Source organism: Pollutimonas thiosulfatoxidans, assembly GCF_004022565.1.
GTDB classification, from domain to species: domain Bacteria; phylum Pseudomonadota; class Gammaproteobacteria; order Burkholderiales; family Burkholderiaceae_B; genus Pusillimonas_D; species Pusillimonas_D thiosulfatoxidans.
The window spans coordinates 3,198,760-3,216,842 of the sequence record NZ_CP022987.1; the positions used below are offsets into that span (position 1 = coordinate 3,198,760).

An 18,083-nucleotide genomic window follows, 5' to 3' on the forward strand; every position below is an offset into this window, starting at 1 on the left:
GGCCTTGCGCCCCCGCCTGACCATTATTTTTCTGATCCTGGCAATGTCCATCGTGCTATTGTCAGTCGAGATCTATGCCCGCCTGGTCGCCAACGACCCGCAATTGTCGGGCGCCTTGCGTTGGGGCTTGATGGCGGCGTTCGCCACGGCGCTGGGCACCCTGCCGGTGGTGCTGTCCCTGCAATTCTCGCAGCGGGCGCACGATGCCATGCTGGGTTTTGGCGCCGGGGTCATGCTGGCCGCCAGCTCGTTTTCCTTGATCCTGCCGGCGCTGGTGGCAGCCGAGTCGCAAGGCGCAGGTCCCTGGCAAGCAGGTGCCATAGTGGGCGGTGGTATTGTCTTCGGTGCCCTATGCCTGCTGTGGCTGGACCGTGCGCTGCCGCACGAGCACTTCGTCAAGGGCCTGGAAGGGTCCAAGGCGCGCAAGCTCAGGCGTGTATGGTTGTTTGTCCTGGCGATTTGCCTGCATAACTTCCCCGAAGGCCTGGCCATAGGCGTTGCCTTTGCAGGCACGGACCCCATAGGCGCACGTGCGTTGGCCATGGGCATTTCCATACAGGACGTGCCCGAAGGGCTGGTGATCGCCATTGCCTTGCTAAGCGTGGGCTATGGGCGCGGTGTGGCTGTAGGCGTCGCATTGCTGTCCGGCCTCATCGAACCCTTGGCTGCAGTCCTGGGCGTTGCCGTGATCGCCGTGTCGGCCACCCTGTTGCCCTGGGGGCTGGCTGCTGCAGCTGGCGCCATGCTCTTCGTCATCAGCCACGAGATCATTCCCGAGTCCCATAGGCAGGGGCATGAATCTCATGCAACGCTCGGTTTGATCATAGGCTTCGTGCTCATGATGTTGCTTGATACCGCGTTGGGCTAATGCCGGCCTAAGTCGATGGCGACTGCAACCATTGCGAAATTGGCATGGGGCGAGCATACAGATAACCCTGCAGGCTGTCGCAGCCATGCGCGATAAGGAAGTCGGCCTGGTCCTGGGTTTCCACGCCTTCCGCCACCACTTTCAGGTTCAGTTGCCTGGCCATGGCCAGAATCAGCTTCACGATAGCGCGGTTGTCGGGGTCGGCCGGCGTGTCATGCAAAAAAGATTTATCGATTTTCAGCTCGTGCAGCGGGAAGCGTTTCAGGTAGGTAAGGTTCGAATAACCTGTGCCGAAGTCGTCGATGGAAAAGCGTATGCCCAGGGCCGTCAGTTGGGTCATTTTGTCGATCGCATCCTGAATGTCTTGTATCAGTGTGCCTTCAGTCACTTCGAAGGTCAGGCGGTCGGCAGGAGCCTGCGGCTCAAGCAGAATCTCCCGCACCCGGCTTACAAAGTCTGATTGACGAAACTGCCGTGGGCTGACATTAATAGAGATGGGATAGGAATGACCGTGCGCCTGCAGTTCTCGCAGTGCCTGACAGGCGCGCTGCAATGTCCAGTCGCCAATGCGCAGGATAATGCCTGTCTCTTCCGCAAGGGCAATGAAACGCGCCGGTGAAATGGCGCCACGCTCGGGATGGTTCCAACGGATCAGCAGTTCGGCCCCCACGACGCTGCCAGAGGCATCGTATTGAGGCTGTAGATGCATGTCCAACTGGTCGGTGCCTATGGCGTGCGCCAGGTCATGTTCAAGCGCCAGCCGCTCTTCCAGTTCGGTCTGCATGGCGGTTTCGAAGAAGGCCACGCGATTGCGTCCGGCTCCTTTCGAGCGATGCATGGCTGTGTTGGCTTCGCGCAGGACGTCTTCGGTTGTCTTGCCGTCGGGCCGCAGGAGCGTCGCGCCGATACTGCCGCTGCAAGCAAAAGACTGATCGTCAAGGATAACGGCCTGTTCCAGAGCGGCGCGCAGGTGTTCGGCCAGTTGTATGGCTTCGCGGGCGGCGCAATCCGTATTGCGTCCAAGATGTGGCAGCAGGATGACGAATTCGTCGCCGCCGATACGCGCCACCATGCTGTCCTCGGGGCTGAGTTCCTTGAGGCGCGTTGAGACGATCTGCAGCAGTGTGTCGCCAACGATGTGGCCGCGCGCGTCATTTACGCGTTTGAAGTTGTCCAGATCGATACACAGCAGCGCCCCGACGCCACTGCCATTCTGAATCAATTGCATGGCTTGCTCTATGCGCTCGAGCAGTTGTCGTCGATTGGGCATGCCGGTCAAGGGATCGAAATGGGCGAGTCGGTGGGCGGCCTCCTGCGTTTCCTTATGCTCAGTGACGTCGGTCGATATGCCGCACAGGCCCTCTACGCGGCCTTGGGCGTCCAATAGCGGGATCTTGATCGAGAAGTAGGTGGATACTTTGCCGTCCACGTCGCGAAACTGCTCTTCGCTGGCAATCCGCTCCCCTTGGTTGATCACGCGCAAGTCGTTGCGGCGGATGGTCGCGAGTTGGGGCGTATCGTGCAAGTCATCGTCAGTATGCCCGATGAGGTCGGGAGGGTCGAGACGGCACAGCCCGCAAACCTTGCGGTTGCCATACTGGTATTTAAGCTGCCTGTCCTTGATATAGATGGCGGCATCGACGCTGTCCAGGATGGTGTTCAGGCGGGCTTCGCTGGCGACCAGGTGACGCGTCTGGCGGGCCACCTTTATCTTCAGCCATATGGCGGTCGCCAGCGCAAGGGCCAGCAGCGCAGCAAGGCAGCACACCAGCCACCACCGGGCACCCGGGTGGTCGGCGATGCTGTGGGAGGAAGCCAGGGCCTGCGGGGCGTAGAAAACAGTCAGCGCGACGATGATGAGCCCGCATGCCTCGCGGCGATCGACTTTGGGTGCTCGTTGGTCGTGTACGATAGGAATCACTCGGACAGCTTGTGTTAAGAATGGTTGCATCGTAGAAGCGAGATACGCTTGCGTCAAGCGCCGGGCCTCTTGTGGCATGCCGCGTCCATGTCTAGGGCAAACCCTGAGGAAAAATTTTGTTCGATTTTATTCTCACGCGGTAGCATAGGCGTTTCGTCGATTTTTAGTACGGGCTGGACCGGGAGCCAGCAAATAACAACTGGGGAAACCCACGGAGATCCACTATGCGCAAGTTATTTACGACTACATTCAGCAAGCGACTGGCCCTGACAGCCAGCGCTGCGGCCATGTTCGCGGCATTGGCTGCGCCGCTGCCCGCAGCGGCTCAGCAAAAGTTTGTCAGCATCGGCACGGGCGGCGTAACAGGCGTTTACTATGCGGCCGGTGGCGCCATCTGCCGCCTGGTCAATAAAGACCGCAAGGATCACGGCGTCCGCTGTTCCGTCGAATCCACAGGCGGCTCTGTATTCAATATCAATACGATCAAGGCAGGCGAGCTGGATCTGGGCGTGGTTCAGTCCGATGTCGGGTACAACGCCTATAAGGGCGAGGGCCAGTTCAAGGACGTCGGCGCTTACGACAAACTGCGTTCGGTCTTCTCGCTGCACCCCGAGCCCTTCACTTACGTGGTCCGCAAGGATGCCAATATCAAATCTTTCGACGACCTGAAAGGCAAGCGCTTCAACGTCGGCAACCCAGGGTCTGGCACACGCGCTTCCATGGAACAGTTCCTGCAAGCCAAAGGCCTGGACCTGAGCTACTTCTCGCTGGCGTCCGAGCTGCGGCCTGACGAACACGGACCGGCGCTGTGCGACGGCAAGATCGATGGTTTCATGTACGGTGTGGGCCACCCCTCGGCCAACATCCAGGATCCGACCACGACTTGCGGTGCGCAACTGATGTCGCTTACCGGGCCGGTGGTCGACAAGCTTGTAGCCGATAACCCCTACTACGCCAAGGCCAGCATTCCCGCCGGTCTGTATCCGAACAACCCTCAGGAAACCAACACCTACGGTGTTCTGGCCACTTTCGTTTCGTCTAGCGACGTGCCGGAAGAAACGGTGTATCTGATCGTGAAGGCGGTATTCGATAACTTCGAAGACTTCAAGAAGCTGCACCCGGCATTTGGCCATCTCGAGCCCAAGGACATGGTCAAGAACGGCCTGTCAGCGCCATTGCATCCCGGAGCTGAAAAATACTTCAAGGAAAAAGGCCTGCTGTAACCATAGTGATGCATCGCATCAGCGATGCAGTGGTAGATAAACGGGCGGCTACAAGCCGCCCGTGCAAGTTTGTTCGCTCGTCTTCCATACCAAGGAAGACGCAGCCCGGAAGGAACCCACCAGAGAATCAACATGAGTACAACATCCTCAACGATCGACGCGGCGGCGACCAACGCCAATCTTGAACAATTGGTTGCCGACGTCGACCGCGGGGGCCGCGATGTCGGCGGCATCACCGGCGCGGTGTTGTTCTGGGGCGCGGTCCTGTGGTCCGGGTTCCAGTTGTGGTATGCCTCGCCGCTGCCGTTCACCTTCAGTTTCGGGATTTTCAACGATACCGAAGCGCGCGCCCTGCATCTGGGCATCGCCATGTTTTTAGGCTATTTGGCTTATCCGGCGCGCAAGAGTTCGCCCCGAGATCAGATGCCCTGGCACGACTGGGTGTTCGCGCTGATCGCTGGATTTTGTGGTTCTTATCTATTTCTGTTCTATAACGAGTTGGCCACGCGGCCGGGTATTCCGACCACGATGGACATCACCGTTGCCGCTATCGGCCTGGTGCTTTTGCTGGAAGTCACGCGACGCGCCCTGGGTGCTCCCATGGCCGTCTTGGGCGCCATCTTTGTGGCTTACGTGTTCCTGGGGCCGTGGTTGCCCGATGCCTTGTCCCATCGCGGCGCATCGCTCGAGCGCCTGGTATCCCATATGTGGTTGACTACCGAAGGCGTCTACGGCGTGGCGCTGGGCGTGTCGGTGTCTTATATCTTCATATTCGTGTTGCTGGGCTCGCTGCTGGATCGTTGCGGCGCGGGCAACTACATGATGCAGGTGTCTTTCGCGCTGCTGGGTCATTTGCGCGGCGGCCCGGCAAAGGTCGCCGTCGTATCGTCGGCCGTCAACGGTATTGTTTCGGCGTCATCGGTGGCCAACGTAGTAACCGGGGGCATCTTTACTATTCCGCTCATGAAGAAGGCGGGCTATGGCGGCATACGGGCCGGCGCCATCGAGACGGCATCGTCCGTCAACGGCCAGATCATGCCGCCGGTCATGGGTGCTGCGGCCTTCCTGATGATCGAGTATGTGGGCATTCCGTATACCGACATCATCAAGCACGCCTTGCTGCCGGCCAGTATCTCGTATATTGCGCTGTTCTATATCGTTCACCTGGAAGCGCTCAAGCTGGGTATACAGCCCATGATGTCGGCCGGCAAGCCGCGCACCGTCTTGCAGAAGCTGGGCGGCTGGGGCATGGGCATTGCGGGCTCCCTGATTGTGATGGGCCTGGTGTATTGGATCGGTGTGGGTGTGCAGGCGGTGGCGGGCGAGGCTGCGTTTGCCATCCTTCTCGGTTTGCTGGTGGCCCTGTACCTGTGGCTACTCCGCGTGGCGGCCCAGCACCCGGATCTCCCCACGGAGGTCAACATAACCAACCCGACCCGCCCGGAAGCCTGGCCGACCATACGCGCAGGCTTGTACTTCTTGATCCCCATCGGGATTCTGGTCTGGTGTTTGACCGTCGAGCACCTGTCCGCCGGGCTTTCGGCTTTTTGGGCGGTGGTCGCGATGCTCATCCAGATGCTGACGCAACGGCCACTGGTTGCCTGGTTCCGTAAACAGGCGGTTGCACCCATGGTGAAGGTCGGCGTGACTGATACGGTTACCGGCCTGCAGGAAGGTGCCCGCAACATGATAGGCATCGCCATCGCCTGCGGTACCGCGGGACTGATCGTGGGCGCCATCACGCTGACGGGGCTGGGCTTGCGCATGACCGCCTTTGTCGAGCTGGTGTCCATGGGCAACGTCTTGGTCATGTTGTTCTTCACCGCGGCGGTTTGCCTGGTGCTGGGCCTGGGCATGCCCACCACCGCCAACTACATCCTGATGGCGACCCTGATGGCCCCGGTCGTAGTCGAGTTGGGCGCGCAAAGCGGGCTGGTCATTCCGCTTATTGCCGTTCACATGTTTGTGTTTTATTACGGCATCATGGCCGACATTACACCGCCTGTGGGGTTGGCCACCTTTGCCGCAGCCGCGATCTCGGGCGAAGATCCCATCAAGACCGGTATACAGGGTGTCACCTACGCCATGCGCACCGCCGTGTTGCCGTTCATGTTTATCTTCAATCCGCTGTTGCTCCTGATTGACGTGGAGGGCTGGTCCGAGCTGCTGCTCGTCGTGGGGGGCGCTACCCTGGCTTCGCTCACCTTCGCCGCCGCCACCATGGCATGGATGCGAGTCAAGGCAACCTGGCTCGAGATCGCCTTGCTGCTGTTGGTCACCTTCATGTTGTTCCGACCGGATTTCTTCATGAACTATATCGAGCCCAAGTACGCGCCACGGCCTACCTCAGAGCTACTGAAGATTGCCGCTGAAATGCCCGAAAAGGGGCGTCTGGTCGCAGTGCTTAGCGGCATGAACCTGGAAGGCGACGAGCTACAAAAAACCGTGGCCGTGCCCCTTCCGGCACTGCCCGAAGACAGCGAGGCAAGCGGCGACGCCGCCGGGCTGCAGCGCTTGTCGATGGCCGGTTTGACCGTGATGGCTTTTGGCGACCAAGCCCAGATTGCAGCAGTTCGCTTTGGCAGCCAGGCCAGACGGTCGGGCTGGGAGCAGGGCTGGGATATTGCCGAAGTGCAGGTGCCCAATCCACGGCGACCTTCAGAGTTCTGGGTCTATGTGCCGGCCTTGGCGCTATTGGTATTCATCTGGATGGCACAGGGCAGGCGCGGACGTCGCCTGGGCACCCTGGCCGCCGCTTGACCAGGCCCACGGTATGCAGCCTGCCTTTCTCGACCATATACAGGGGCAACTACGCCAGTTGCGGGATGACGGCTACTATAAACCCGAGCGTGTCATGGCCGGACCGCAGTCGGCGCAGGTCAATTTGCAGGATGGCAGTCATGTCCTTAATTTCTGCGCCAACAACTATTTGGGCCTGGCAAATGACAGCCGCCTGATCGAGGCGGCCAAGGCCGGCATGGACGCTGCCGGCTTCGGCCTGGCTTCGGTTCGTTTCATCTGCGGCACGCAGGTGGGGCATAAGCAACTGGAGCAAAGTCTGTCCGCTTTCCTGGGCACTGAAGACGCCATCCTGTATTCCAGCTGTTTCGATGCCAATGGCGGCCTGTTCGAGGTCTTGCTGGACGAGCGCGATGCCGTCATCAGCGACGCGCTGAATCACGCCAGCATCATCGATGGCGTTCGGCTGTGCAAGGCTGCGCGCTATCGCTATGCAAACAACGATATGCACGACCTGCGCAAGCAATTGCAGGCGGCGGACGAGGCGGGGGCGCGCTACAAGCTGATTGCCACGGATGGCGTGTTCTCCATGGATGGCATCATTGCCGATCTTCGCGCCATCTGCGATCTGGCCGACGAGTTCAACGCCCTGGTCATGGTCGACGACTCGCACGCGGTCGGCTTCATCGGCCACCATGGCCGCGGCACGCCAGAGTTCTGCGGCGTCGAGGGCCGCGTAGATATTCTTACCGGTACCTTGGGCAAGGCCATGGGCGGGGCGTCGGGCGGTTACGTAGCGGCTGGCGGCGCTGTAGTGGAACTGCTGCGGCAACGCTCGCGACCCTACCTGTTTTCCAATACGCTGGCGCCCGCCATTGTTGCCGCCTCGTTGAAGGTGCTGGAGCTGTTGCAGGGCGATGAAGGCGTTGCCCTGCGCGGGCGGATACAAGCCAACGGGCGGCAGTTCCGGCTGGCCATGGCAGACCTGGGCTTCGATCTGGTTCCGGGCCAGCATCCCATCATTCCGGTCATGCTGGGCGATGCGGCATTGGCCGGCAGGATGGCAGACGAACTGTTGCAAGAAGGCGTTTATGTTGTCGGCTTTTCGTATCCCGTGGTGCCCAAGGGCAAGGCCCGCATCCGCACACAAATGAGCGCAGCCCACACGCCAGAACAGATCTCACGCGCCGTAGCCGCCTTCGAGCGCGTAGGCCGACGCCTGGGCGTTATTGTCTAATCGGAGCACGCAATGCGAGCACTCGCGAAACTCGAGCCCACCGAGGGCCTGACCCTGACGGAAGTCCCCCGCCCGGTAGTCGGCCACAACGACGTCCTGATAAAAATACGCAAGACTGCAATTTGCGGCACGGACATCCATATCTGGAAATGGGACGAGTGGGCCAGCAAGACCATCCCGGTTCCCATGCATGTGGGCCACGAATATGTCGGTGAGATCGTCGAAGTCGGCCAGGAGGTCAGCGGGTTTCGTATCGGCGACCGCGTGTCCGGAGAGGGTCACATCACTTGCGGGTTCTGTCGCAACTGCCGGGCGGGCAGGCGACATCTGTGTCGTAACACTGAAGGCGTCGGGGTAAATCGGCCTGGGGCGTTTGCTGATTACCTGGCCATTCCAGCCTTCAATGCTTTCAAGATTCCCGATGATGTCCCCGACGAACTGGCGGCCATCTTCGACCCGTTCGGCAACGCGACGCATACCGCGCTGGCCTTTAACCTGGTCGGCGAAGACGTGCTGATTACCGGGGCCGGGCCCATAGGCGCGATGGCGGCTGCCATCGCCCGACACGTGGGCGCCCGTAATGTCGTGATTACCGATGTCAACGACTACCGGCTGGCCCTGGCGGCGCGCATGGGCGCCACCCGCACGGTCAACGTCAGCAATGAGGTTTTGCCCGATGTGATGGCCGAGCTCGGGATGGCGGAAGGGTTTGACGTGGGCCTGGAAATGTCCGGCGTGCCCAGCGCATTTACCAGCATGCTCGAGCAAATGAACCATGGGGGCAAGATCGCCATGCTGGGCATTCCCCCGGCAGGCTTTGGCATAGACTGGACCAAAGTCATCTTCAAGGGCCTGGAGATCAAGGGCATCTATGGGCGCGAGATGTTCGAGACCTGGTACAAAATGGTTGCCATGCTGCAAAGCGGCCTTGATCTGTCGCCCATCATTACGCATCGTTTTTCGGTCGATGACTATCGACAGGGTTTTGATGCCATGCTGTCCGGGCAGAGCGGCAAGGTGGTGCTGGACTGGGCGGCATGACGCGTAAGCCGGCCAGCGTGGCGCCGTTGCCGATGCGCGAAGGCGTGGCGCCCAGCCGGGTATTTTTGCCGCAGGGCCCGTGGCAGTGTCTGGGCGAATTTTTGGTTCAGCGTTTTCCGCATGTAGACCCCGCTATCCTGCAAGCCAGGCTGGCCGCTGGTCAGATCGTTGACAGCACTGGCACACCGCAATCGGCGCAAGCCGCCTACCACCCGGGAGGCTGGCTGTGGTATTACCGCGCCGTGCCCGACGAAGTGCAACTGCCTTTTGATTTGCCGGTGCTTTATCGAGATGAGCACCTGGTAGCGGTCGACAAACCGCACTTTCTGGCCAGCACGCCGGGCGGTCGATACCTGTACCAAACAGCGCTTACCCGTTTGCGACAAACACTGGACCTGCCCGATCTTAGTCCCATGCACCGGCTGGACAGGGAAACCGCGGGAGTTCTGCTGTTTTGTGTTGACCCGGCCAGTCGAGGTGCCTACCAAAGCTTGTTCCAGAACCGATTGGTGCACAAGGAGTACCTGGCCATGGCGCCGTGGCGTTTGAATTTGTCATCGCCCCTGGAGCGCCGCAGTCGCCTCGAGCCCAGGCCGGGCCACTTCACCATGCAGGAAGTGCCAGGCACGCCCAACAGCGTAACGGCGATTACGCTGTTGTCACGGCATGGCGAGCTGGGCCTATACCGCCTGGAGCCGCTGTCCGGCCGCAAACATCAATTAAGGGTGCACATGAGCGCCCTTGGCATACCCATATGCCATGACCGGTTCTATCCGGAGCTTCAGCCCTACAACGATAGCGACGACCACGAGCGCCCACTGCAATTGCTGGCGGAAACCATCGCGTTTACCGATCCCCTTAGCGGTCACCCCCGGCGCTTCACCAGTTCGCGCCGGCTGGCCCTGCATCAGTAGCTGTCGAAAAAGCCCTGCAGCGCAGCGCGCTCGCGCGTTTGGGTCAGCGCCAGCATCAAGAGGATGCGCGCCTTTTGCGGGTTGAGGTTGTCGGCGGTGATGAAGCCGCGGCGAACATCGCTTGCCGCGGGCGTGACCAAGCCCGTACCGGTACGTGATGCCCGCACGCAAGCGATGCCTTGCCTTGCTGCCATCCGCAGGCCTTTCTCGGCTTGCGGCGACAGACTGCCATTGCCCATGGCGGCAACCACAATGCCCTGCACCCCTGCGTCGATGGCAGCTTGGTACAAGTGCAAGCCGGCGCTTTGATGGTCATACAGAATATCGACCGCCGGCAGTATTTTTACCGGAGTATTCCGGAACATGCTGCTGCTGGTATGAGTGCGCAAGGGCGTCTGGTGCATGTGGACCACGCCATTGGCGATCTGCCCAAGGCAGCCTTGGGCACCGGTATAAAACGCTTCGACTTGCGTGGTGTTGGCCTTGCTGACATGGCGAGCGGCGTGAACCTTGTCGTTCATGGCCACCAGCACGCCGTGACCGCAAGCCTCCGGCCGTCCGGCAAGCAGCACGGCGTTGTACAGGTTAAGCGGGCCGTCGGCGCTGATGGCCGATGCAGGCCGCATGGCACCCACCATCACGACCGGCTTGTGGCTGTCGACGGTCAGATTCAGGAAGTAGGCGGTTTCTTCCAGCGAGTCAGTGCCGTGGGTGATCACCACCCCGTTTGTCGCCGGGTCGGCCAGCTCACGATTGACTGTCTTTGCCAGGCGCAGCAGCATGCTGTTGGTGAGGCGGCGGCTATCCACGTTGAAAACCTGTCGCCCACGAATGTCAGCAATACCGGCGATCTCGGGCACGGCGGCAAGCAAGGCCTCGATGCCCTCGGTAACGGCGTAGTCGCTTAAAGTCGTAGAGGCGGCCGCGGTCGCTGCAATGGTGCCGCCCGTGCCGAGCAGGACCACCGAGGGCAGAGTTCGTTGTTTCATCGTTTAAGCCACCTTTCGAACAATGCCAGGCATGCCAGCAAGGAGAAGTTGATCATCAGGTAGAGCGCGCCTGCCAGGACAAACGTTTCGATAATGGCGTAATTCTGATTCATCAGGCGTTTGGCGTGCCCCGTAAGCTCCATGACGGCGATGGTCGATGCCAGGCTGGTTCCCTTGATGACCAGGACGATCTCGTTGCTGTAAGCGGGCAAGGCCTGCCGTATGGCCAGCGGGAACACGACGCGCCGAAAGCGCAGCAAAGCGGACATGCCGCTGGCGCGGGCGGCCTCGATCTGGCCATTGGGCACGGACTGAAAGCCGCCGCGCAGCACTTCGCTGATATAGGCGCCGCTGTTCAGGGCGATCGCCAGTATGGCGCAGCGCCCGCCATCACTGAACAGCCACCACAGCGCCGCATTGCCGCGCACAAAATCCAGGGTACCGATACCGTAATACACAATAAATAGCTGCACCAGCAGCGGCGTGCCGCGAAAGCAGGTGCTGTACACGAATGCGAAACGGGCGGCCGATGCACGGGTCGACATGCGCATCAAGGCCAGGGTCAGGCCGATGAGGCTGGCCAGCACAATGGCGGTCACGCCGATATAAACGGTAAGTCCGAAACCCTGGAACAGGTTGACGATGGTGTGCTGGAAGAGGGCGAAGTCCACTCAGTGCCCCCTCATGCCGCGACCGAAGTGCCTTTCGGCCATCACGAACAGGGCCTGGCTGCCAACGCCGACGATGAAGTACAGGGCGCCCGCCATAACGTAGAGCGCCAGGGGCTCGCGTGTCGCTGCAGCGCCCAGCACGGCGGCGCGCATCAGTTCGACCAGGCCCACCAGTGAAATCAGCGCCGTATCCTTTAGCGCCGTCTGCCAGACATTATTGGTGCCGGGCAGGGCGTACCAGAACATCTGCGGGATGACGACACGAAAAAGCCGCTGACGGCCGTTCATGCCGATGGCTCGGGCCGCTTCGATCTGGCCGGTCGGGATGGCAGCCAGGGCCCCGCGGAATACCTCGACGCCGTAAGAGCCGGAAATCAAGCCGATGGCAAGAATGCCGATCAGTGCCGGAAACCAGCCTGTCATGGCTTCCTGCCATCCCAGGACGTCGGCAAGATCGGCCACAGCCTGGACCGTTCCGAAGAACAGCAGATAGATGATCAGCAGCTCGGGTATGCTGCGCACCAGGGTCGTGTAGGTGCTGACCAGCACCCGCAATGGACGGATGCCCGAGGTTCGTATGCTGGCCCCCGCAATGCCGATCACGATACCCAGTGCCATGCCCAGCACCGATATCAGCAGTGTCATGGCGGTGCCGCGCAGCAGGGTCCAGCCCCAGCCCTCGCCCAGCACGCTGAGTATCGTGTCTATCATGGAGGTTTACTTCTTGCAGACCTCATAGTTCGAGATGTCGATGTCGAACCATTTTTCGCTGGAGGTCTTGACGGTGCCGTCATTGATCAGCTTGCACAACGCGGCGTCGACTTTCGCTTTGAGTTCGGTGTTGTCCTTGTTGATGCCTACTCCGATTCCGTAGCCCAGCACTTCGGGCGCAGATGATCCCTTGATGATGAGCTCGGATAGCGCGAAGTCTTTCTCGCCGACTTTATGCAGGAACTTTGATTGCGAGGTCAGGTCGGCAAAGGTGGCATGCAGGCGCCCTGCATCCAGGTCGATCTGCATCTGATCCAGCGTGTCGTAGTTTTTCAATGTGACGTCAGGCGCCATCTTGCGAAGGTAGTCGCCATGAGTGGTACCGCCCTGCACGCCGACGGTCTTGCCCTTCAGGCCGGCAAAGATGGCTTCCGCGCTGCTTGCGCTAACCAGGTCGCTGCTGCGCGGCAGCACGAAGATCGCGTCTTCCACGGCGTAAGGGATGCTGAAGGTAATGCGCTTGCTGCGCTCCGGCGTGACGGACATGCCCGAGATGATCAGGTCGAAGCGCTTGGCATCCAGTGACGGAATCAGGCTGTCGAACGCCTGGACCACGAAGCGGCAGTCCGACTGCAATTCCTTGCAAAGTGCGGCGCCGATATCGGCATCAAACCCGCTGACCTTGCCGGCTGCATCGACCATGCTCCAGGGGGGATAGCCGCCTTCGGTGCCTATCTTGATGGTGTCAGCAGCGGCTGGGCTCAGGGCGAACAGCGCCAGGCTCGCGCACAGCGCGGCGCTCTGTATGAATGGTTTGATCACGGTGTTTCCTTAGTGGATATTGGCGTTGCCGAAGACGTGATGTTACCAAAGTGGGGGGGCCGCGCGGCCCGCAGAGCAGCGGGCGTCGGGCGCCTGGCTTTTATTGCGTAGGCAGCAAAAACTGACGCAATCGCGGCGACTGTGGTTGGTCGAACAGGGCAGCCGGCGGGCCCTCTTCCTCGATCAGGCCATTGTGCATGAACAGGGTGTGGTCGGAAACCTCACGAGCGAACTTCATTTCGTGGGTAACGAGTATCATGCTGCGGCCTTCATCAGCCAGTTGCCGGATGACTCTAAGCACCTCGCCGACCATTTCAGGGTCCAGCGCAGAGGTCGGCTCGTCAAACAGCAAGACATCGGGGTTCATGGCCAAGGCCCGGGCGATGGCGACCCGTTGCTGTTGTCCGCCCGACAGCTCGGCCGGATAGGCATCGCGCTTGTCGGCCATGCCCACCTTGTCCAATAACTGCATGGCATGAGCTATGGCTTCGTCCCGCGCGATGCCCTGGACATGCACCGGACCTTCGATGACGTTGTGCAAGGCACTGCGATGCGACCACAAATTGAAGCTTTGAAAGACCATCCCCAGCCGGGCGCGTACCCGCTCGAGTTGGCGGGCGTCGCTGCTGACGACGACGCCGTCGCGTTTGCGGTGACTGCGCAGGACCTCGCCGGCGATATGAACCTCGCCCTGGTCGGGGACAACCAAATGGTTAATGCAGCGCAATAGCGTGCTTTTCCCTGAGCCGGAGGCGCCGATGATGGACAGCACATGTCCCTTTTCGGCGCTGAACGAGATACCGCGCAACACTTCATTGCTGCCGTAGGCCTTATGGATGTTCTCGACGCGAACGGCGTAATGCTCGATAGTCATGGCGCTAAATGGGACTGGAAAGCCCCATTTTAGCGGCATGACGCGACTGGCCTTTCTCCACTAAGGGGCGCGGCGCATTTCCGCCGGCGGGTATTTGATCTGCGCCCGGTACTTCGATACGGTGCGTCGCGCCACGATCACACCCTCGCGGGCCAGCTTGCTGGCCAGGGTGACATCGGAGAGCGGGTCCTTCGGGTTCTCTTCGTCGATCATCTCGCGGATGAGAGCGCGAACCGCTACGGCCGAACATGTGCCACCCGTCCGCGTGGCAAGCTCCCGGGAGAAAAAGTGTTTGAACTCGAAGATCCCGCGAGGCGACGCCAGGTACTTATTGCTGGTCGCACGCGATACCGTGGACTCGTGCATGCCCAGTTCGTCGGCGATCTCGCTAAGCATCATGGGACGCAGTGCGATCTCGCCGTAGTCGAAGAAGGTTTGTTGCCGAGCCACGATAGCTTGTGCGACCCGCTGTATGGTGCTGCTGCGCTGCTCCAGGCTGCGCATCAGCCAGCGCGCCTCCTGCAGCGCTTGCGCCATCAGGGAGCGTTCGCTGTAGCGGGTCTCGCGGAACATCTGGGCGTAGGCGTTATTCAGGCGCGCCTGGGGAATGGCGTCATCATTGGGAACAGCCACCCACAGCTTGCCCACCTTGCGCACCACGACGTCCGGGATGACATAGCAGGCGGGATCGACATTGCTGTAGCGGCGCCCGGGCCGCGGATCCAGCTTGCGTATCAACATGCAGGCTTCCTGGATGTCGTCCGCCGGATGATGGAGCGACTTGGCCAAGCCTGCATAGTCGCAGCGTCCCAGGCGATCCAGGTGGCCGTCAACGATGGTCATGGCCAGCGCGCGACCGGGGGTGTCGTCCGGCATGCCTTGCAATTGCAAGGTCAGGCATTCGGCCAGGTTGCGGGCGCCCAGACCGTTAGCGGCCAGTTGCTGGACCAGCCGCAACGCCACTTCCCACTCTTCGTTGCTGGCCGGAGGCGAGAATTGCGAGGGTTCGGCCAGCTCGGCAAAGGGCACGCGCAAGTAGCCGTCGTCGTCTATGGCTTCGATAATGAACTCGACCATATAGCGGTCCCGTTCGCTTAACTGATAGCCGCACAGATCGGCCCGCAAGGACTCGTGCAGGCTGGTTTCGCTACGCGCCCATTGGCCAACGTCGGTGTCGGGATGGTCGTTGTTGCGGCTGGCCGGATAGTCGCCGGAATAGCTGGCCGCGGACTCGCTGGTATCGGGGGCGATATGCTGGGTTTCCGGCATGTCGTCGCCGGGCGAGTCGTCCGATGCCGCGTCGCCCATGATGATGTCCTCATGGTTCTGGCCATGCAGCTCGTTGTCGGGCAGGATCGTGCCTTGCCCCTTATCTGCTGTTACGCCATCGCTTTCCTCTTGCTCTTCGAGAAAGGGGTTATTGGCGATAGCTTCAGCCACCTCGCGGCTGAAATCCAGCGTCGACATTTGCAGCAACTTTACGGACTGCTGCAACCGAGGCGTCAAGGTGGTTTGTTGGCGAGCCTGCAGCTCATAAGTCATTTGTCCCACTTCGTGTCTCCCTTATTGAATTCACGTTGAACACACGCATTGCTGTTCACGCAAAAGGCATGCCAACTTAAACGGACGGTTTTTCAAGCTGTGTCGGAATCTTGCCGGACGCCCGCGAGGCGTGGATTTGCGCGCCCTCGCGCAGGTAAGCAAATTTATCCGGCCCGCAATTTGCTGATGGCGGCCCGGCCAGAGCGGGGCAGCGGTTCTAGATAAATTACCGAGCGGTGTAAGAAGTGCTGCAGCTCATTTGGCGGCGAAGCGGCGGTCTGCCGTCATGACGTCTCGGCACAACGCTTGCTGTGGCAGGGTGTCGCGGGTGGCCCGCCAGACGGCGGTCGTTCGCATCCAATTCTGAAGGAGACGAGAGTGAGCAACCATCAATCGGGACGGGGCAACCGTTCGCATCACGACAACAGAGGCGATTACGACGACTCCTTCGCAGACCAGCGTGATCCCCAGCATGGCATGGGCAATCGCCCGAGACATTGGCAGGGCAAGGACTCTGGAGAGCACGGTGCCTACCGCGACGAGCCAGAATTCGACAGACGTTCCTATGGCACGGGTAACCAATACGGCGAGGCGGGAGCCCACGCACGCAGGCAGAGCCAGCAGCGGCGCCGTGACGGCGGGTTCGCGCCGGATGACCATGGCTCTGACGACTTTGGCCGAGGCAACGAAACGGTGCGGGACGAGCGGGATGAGCCGGGCCGGTATAGCGGCGCGCATGCAGCCCGGCCCGGACAGGGCTTGCGTAGCCGCAGCGCCGATCCCGGACAAAGCAGCTATGGCGGATTTGTCAACGAGGATCCCCGCTTTCAGCGGCAGCAGTTGGAGCATTACGAAGGTGGGCGAGGTTATCCGGGCTATCACCACAGCGCACAAGGCGGTCAGCAAGCCGGCTCGCGCAGCGAGCGCCAGCAGCACGCCTATGGTGGCCGCCCTACGATGCCCAAGGGCTACCAGCGCTCCGACGAGAGGCTGATGGATGACGTATGCGAGCGCCTTAGCCGCCGTGGGCTGGACGTGCGCGAGGTGTCGGTGCAAGTTTCTGCCGGCACGGTGTCATTGGAAGGCAGCGTAGCGGACAGGCGAACCAAGCATGCGATCGAAGACTGCGTTGACGGCGTTCCCGGCGTGCAAGACGTCGACAATCGTATCCGCATCACTCGTGACGGTGGGGCGAGCGCCTCGTCCAGAGGAGAGTGATCATGCACAGGATAGCCATCGTTAGCGAACATGCCTCGCCCATTGCGCAAGCGGGAGGGGTGGATAGTGGCGGCCAGAACATCTATGTGGCCAATGTTGCGCGCCAGCTGGCGGCCCTGGGCCACCGCGTCGACGTTTTCACACGACTGGACAATCCCTATTTGCCTGAAGAGATGGATTGGGATCTGGGCGTGCGGATCGTGCATGTTCCTGCCGGTCCGGCGCGCACCATGCCCAAGGAAGATCTGCTTGCACACATGGACGACTTCGGGGCCTGGATGGCCAACTATGTCGCGACGCGCGACGAACCCTACAGTCTGATACACGCCAACTTCTTCATGTCGGCCATGGCGTCCCTGCCTGTGGCGCGCCGCGCCGCAATTCCGCTGGCTGTGACCTTTCACGCATTGGGGCGGGTAAGGCGCCAACATCAGGCGGAGGCGGATCGTTTTCCCGACGCCCGATTCCGGATCGAGGACGATATCGTGCGCCACGCCGACCGCATCATCGCGGAATGCCCGCAAGATCGCCTTGATCTGATCGAATTGTATGGCGCGGACGCCGAGCGCATCGACATGGTTCCTTGTGGCTACGACCATAACGAGATGCGGCCAATGGATCAGGCCGGCCAGCGCGCTGAGTTGGGATGGGAAGCCGATACCTTTTATTTGCTGCAGCTGGGAAGGATGGTGCCTCGCAAGGGTATTGATAACGTCATCTCGGCACTGAGCCGTTTGCGCAAGAGGTATGGCGTGAATGCCCGGCTGTGCGTCGTGGGGGGCGAGGCGGCGGACTCATCCACGGGTGATGCCCCCGAACTCGCGCGCCTCAAGGCGGTCGCGCAGGCGGAAGGCGTAAGAGATTACGTCGATTTCGCAGGGCGCAAAGGCAGACGCCTGCTGTCGCGCTATTACGGCGCGGCAGACGTGTTTGTGACGACGCCCTGGTACGAGCCGTTTGGCATCACGCCGGTCGAAGCCATGGCTTGCGCGCGTCCGGTGATAGGGTCTGATACCGGCGGCATACGCTATACCGTGGTCGATGGCGATACCGGTTTCCTGGTACCACCAAAAGACCCGGATGCATTGGCTGCCCGACTGGCCCTGCTGGCCGGTAACCCGGCATTGGGCAAACGCATGGGCGCCGCCGGTGCCCGGCGCGCCAAGCGGCTATTCACTTGGGAGAAGGTCGGAAGCGACCTGGCGCAGGTGTTCGACGAGTTGGTTCCCGGAACGGTGACTTCAGCGGCAAGGCCTGCGTGGCGCGCCGCGCAACGGCTTTCGGCGTAAGGGTCAAAAACAAGAAAGGGTGAC

15 protein-coding genes are annotated in these 18,083 nt (G+C 61.0%); 8 read left to right on the forward strand and 7 right to left on the reverse strand.

What is annotated here, in order from left to right:
* Positions 1–43 precede the first annotated feature (43 nt).
* The gene (locus CKA81_RS15505; RefSeq protein WP_128356870.1) at positions 44–868 is read left to right on the forward strand and encodes a ZIP family metal transporter; all 825 of its coding nucleotides are present in this window, start codon (positions 44–46) and stop codon (positions 866–868) included.
* Positions 869–875: 7 nt separating this feature from the next.
* Here CKA81_RS15505 and CKA81_RS15510 read toward each other — a convergent pair whose 3' ends face one another.
* Positions 876–2,789, reverse strand: a complete 1,914-nt coding sequence (locus CKA81_RS15510) for a putative bifunctional diguanylate cyclase/phosphodiesterase (protein ID WP_164878424.1) — start codon at positions 2,787–2,789, stop codon at positions 876–878.
* A 224-nt stretch (positions 2,790–3,013) separates the two neighbouring features.
* On the opposite strand from CKA81_RS15510, the gene CKA81_RS15515 reads away from it, so the two are divergent.
* The 5 genes from CKA81_RS15515 (at position 3,014) to CKA81_RS15535 (ending at position 9,943) form a co-directional block, all read left to right on the forward strand.
* Positions 3,014–4,012 carry a TAXI family TRAP transporter solute-binding subunit gene (locus CKA81_RS15515; protein WP_128356104.1) on the forward strand — a complete coding sequence of 333 codons (999 nt, stop codon included), beginning with the start codon at positions 3,014–3,016 and terminating at the stop codon, positions 4,010–4,012.
* A 132-nt stretch (positions 4,013–4,144) separates the two neighbouring features.
* On the forward strand, positions 4,145–6,772 hold the full coding sequence (locus CKA81_RS15520) for a TRAP transporter permease (RefSeq protein ID WP_128356105.1): 2,628 nt from the start codon (positions 4,145–4,147) through the stop codon (positions 6,770–6,772).
* A 13-nt stretch (positions 6,773–6,785) separates the two neighbouring features.
* Complete coding sequence (locus tag CKA81_RS15525; protein WP_128356106.1) at positions 6,786–7,988, forward strand: glycine C-acetyltransferase; 1,203 nt, start codon at positions 6,786–6,788, stop codon at positions 7,986–7,988.
* 12 nt (positions 7,989–8,000) lie between these two features.
* Positions 8,001–9,029 (forward strand): L-threonine 3-dehydrogenase, encoded by a 1,029-nt coding sequence (tdh, locus tag CKA81_RS15530; protein WP_128356107.1) that lies wholly within the window; start codon positions 8,001–8,003, stop codon positions 9,027–9,029.
* Positions 9,026–9,943, forward strand: coding sequence for a pseudouridine synthase (locus CKA81_RS15535; protein WP_228255740.1), 918 nt, complete (start codon positions 9,026–9,028; stop codon positions 9,941–9,943). The genes tdh and CKA81_RS15535 overlap by 4 nt, the downstream gene beginning before the upstream one ends.
* On the opposite strand, the gene CKA81_RS15540 is transcribed toward CKA81_RS15535, so the two are convergent.
* The 6 genes from CKA81_RS15540 to CKA81_RS15565 form a co-directional block, all read right to left on the reverse strand.
* Positions 9,937–10,932, reverse strand: a complete 996-nt coding sequence (locus tag CKA81_RS15540) for an asparaginase (RefSeq protein ID WP_128356108.1) — start codon at positions 10,930–10,932, stop codon at positions 9,937–9,939. The genes CKA81_RS15535 and CKA81_RS15540 overlap by 7 nt on opposite strands.
* Positions 10,929–11,603 (reverse strand): ABC transporter permease, encoded by a 675-nt coding sequence (locus CKA81_RS15545; protein WP_128356109.1) that lies wholly within the window; start codon positions 11,601–11,603, stop codon positions 10,929–10,931. Before CKA81_RS15545 ends, CKA81_RS15540 begins: the two co-directional genes overlap by 4 nt.
* Positions 11,604–12,314 (reverse strand): ABC transporter permease, encoded by a 711-nt coding sequence (locus CKA81_RS15550; protein ID WP_128356110.1) that lies wholly within the window; start codon positions 12,312–12,314, stop codon positions 11,604–11,606.
* A gap of 6 nt (positions 12,315–12,320) precedes the next feature.
* The gene (locus CKA81_RS15555) at positions 12,321–13,136 is read right to left on the reverse strand and encodes a transporter substrate-binding domain-containing protein (RefSeq protein ID WP_128356111.1); all 816 of its coding nucleotides are present in this window, start codon (positions 13,134–13,136) and stop codon (positions 12,321–12,323) included.
* A 100-nt stretch (positions 13,137–13,236) separates the two neighbouring features.
* A complete protein-coding gene (locus tag CKA81_RS15560) occupies positions 13,237–14,049 on the reverse strand; it encodes an ABC transporter ATP-binding protein (RefSeq protein WP_269467473.1) in 813 nt (270 codons plus the stop codon).
* Between the two features lie 21 nt (positions 14,050–14,070).
* Complete coding sequence (locus CKA81_RS15565; protein ID WP_128356112.1) at positions 14,071–15,552, reverse strand: RNA polymerase factor sigma-54; 1,482 nt, start codon at positions 15,550–15,552, stop codon at positions 14,071–14,073.
* A gap of 378 nt (positions 15,553–15,930) precedes the next feature.
* Between CKA81_RS15565 and CKA81_RS15570 the strand changes: the two genes are divergently transcribed.
* Complete coding sequence (locus tag CKA81_RS15570) at positions 15,931–16,770, forward strand: BON domain-containing protein (RefSeq protein WP_228255741.1); 840 nt, start codon at positions 15,931–15,933, stop codon at positions 16,768–16,770.
* A 2-nt stretch (positions 16,771–16,772) separates the two neighbouring features.
* Positions 16,773–18,059, forward strand: a complete 1,287-nt coding sequence (locus CKA81_RS15575; RefSeq protein WP_128356113.1) for a glycosyltransferase — start codon at positions 16,773–16,775, stop codon at positions 18,057–18,059.
* The last annotated feature ends 24 nt before the right edge of the window (positions 18,060–18,083 follow it).

Excerpts from the sequence above, each read along its gene's own strand:
- CKA81_RS15505 (WP_128356870.1), top strand. The coding sequence starts at position 44 with ATGTCCATCGTGCTATTGTCAGTCGAGATCTATGCCCGCCTGGTCGCC.
- CKA81_RS15515 (WP_128356104.1), top strand. The coding sequence starts at position 3,014 with ATGCGCAAGTTATTTACGACTACATTCAGCAAGCGACTGGCCCTGACA.
- CKA81_RS15520 (WP_128356105.1), top strand. The coding sequence starts at position 4,145 with ATGAGTACAACATCCTCAACGATCGACGCGGCGGCGACCAACGCCAAT.
- CKA81_RS15525 (WP_128356106.1), top strand. The coding sequence starts at position 6,786 with ATGCAGCCTGCCTTTCTCGACCATATACAGGGGCAACTACGCCAGTTG.
- tdh (WP_128356107.1), top strand. The coding sequence starts at position 8,001 with ATGCGAGCACTCGCGAAACTCGAGCCCACCGAGGGCCTGACCCTGACG.
- CKA81_RS15535 (WP_228255740.1), top strand. The coding sequence starts at position 9,026 with ATGACGCGTAAGCCGGCCAGCGTGGCGCCGTTGCCGATGCGCGAAGGC.
- CKA81_RS15540 (WP_128356108.1), bottom strand. The coding sequence starts at position 10,932 with ATGAAACAACGAACTCTGCCCTCGGTGGTCCTGCTCGGCACGGGCGGC.
- CKA81_RS15550 (WP_128356110.1), bottom strand. The coding sequence starts at position 12,314 with ATGATAGACACGATACTCAGCGTGCTGGGCGAGGGCTGGGGCTGGACC.
- CKA81_RS15560 (WP_269467473.1), bottom strand. The coding sequence starts at position 14,049 with ATGCCGCTAAAATGGGGCTTTCCAGTCCCATTTAGCGCCATGACTATC.
- CKA81_RS15565 (WP_128356112.1), bottom strand. The coding sequence starts at position 15,552 with ATGACTTATGAGCTGCAGGCTCGCCAACAAACCACCTTGACGCCTCGG.
- CKA81_RS15575 (WP_128356113.1), top strand. The coding sequence starts at position 16,773 with ATGCACAGGATAGCCATCGTTAGCGAACATGCCTCGCCCATTGCGCAA.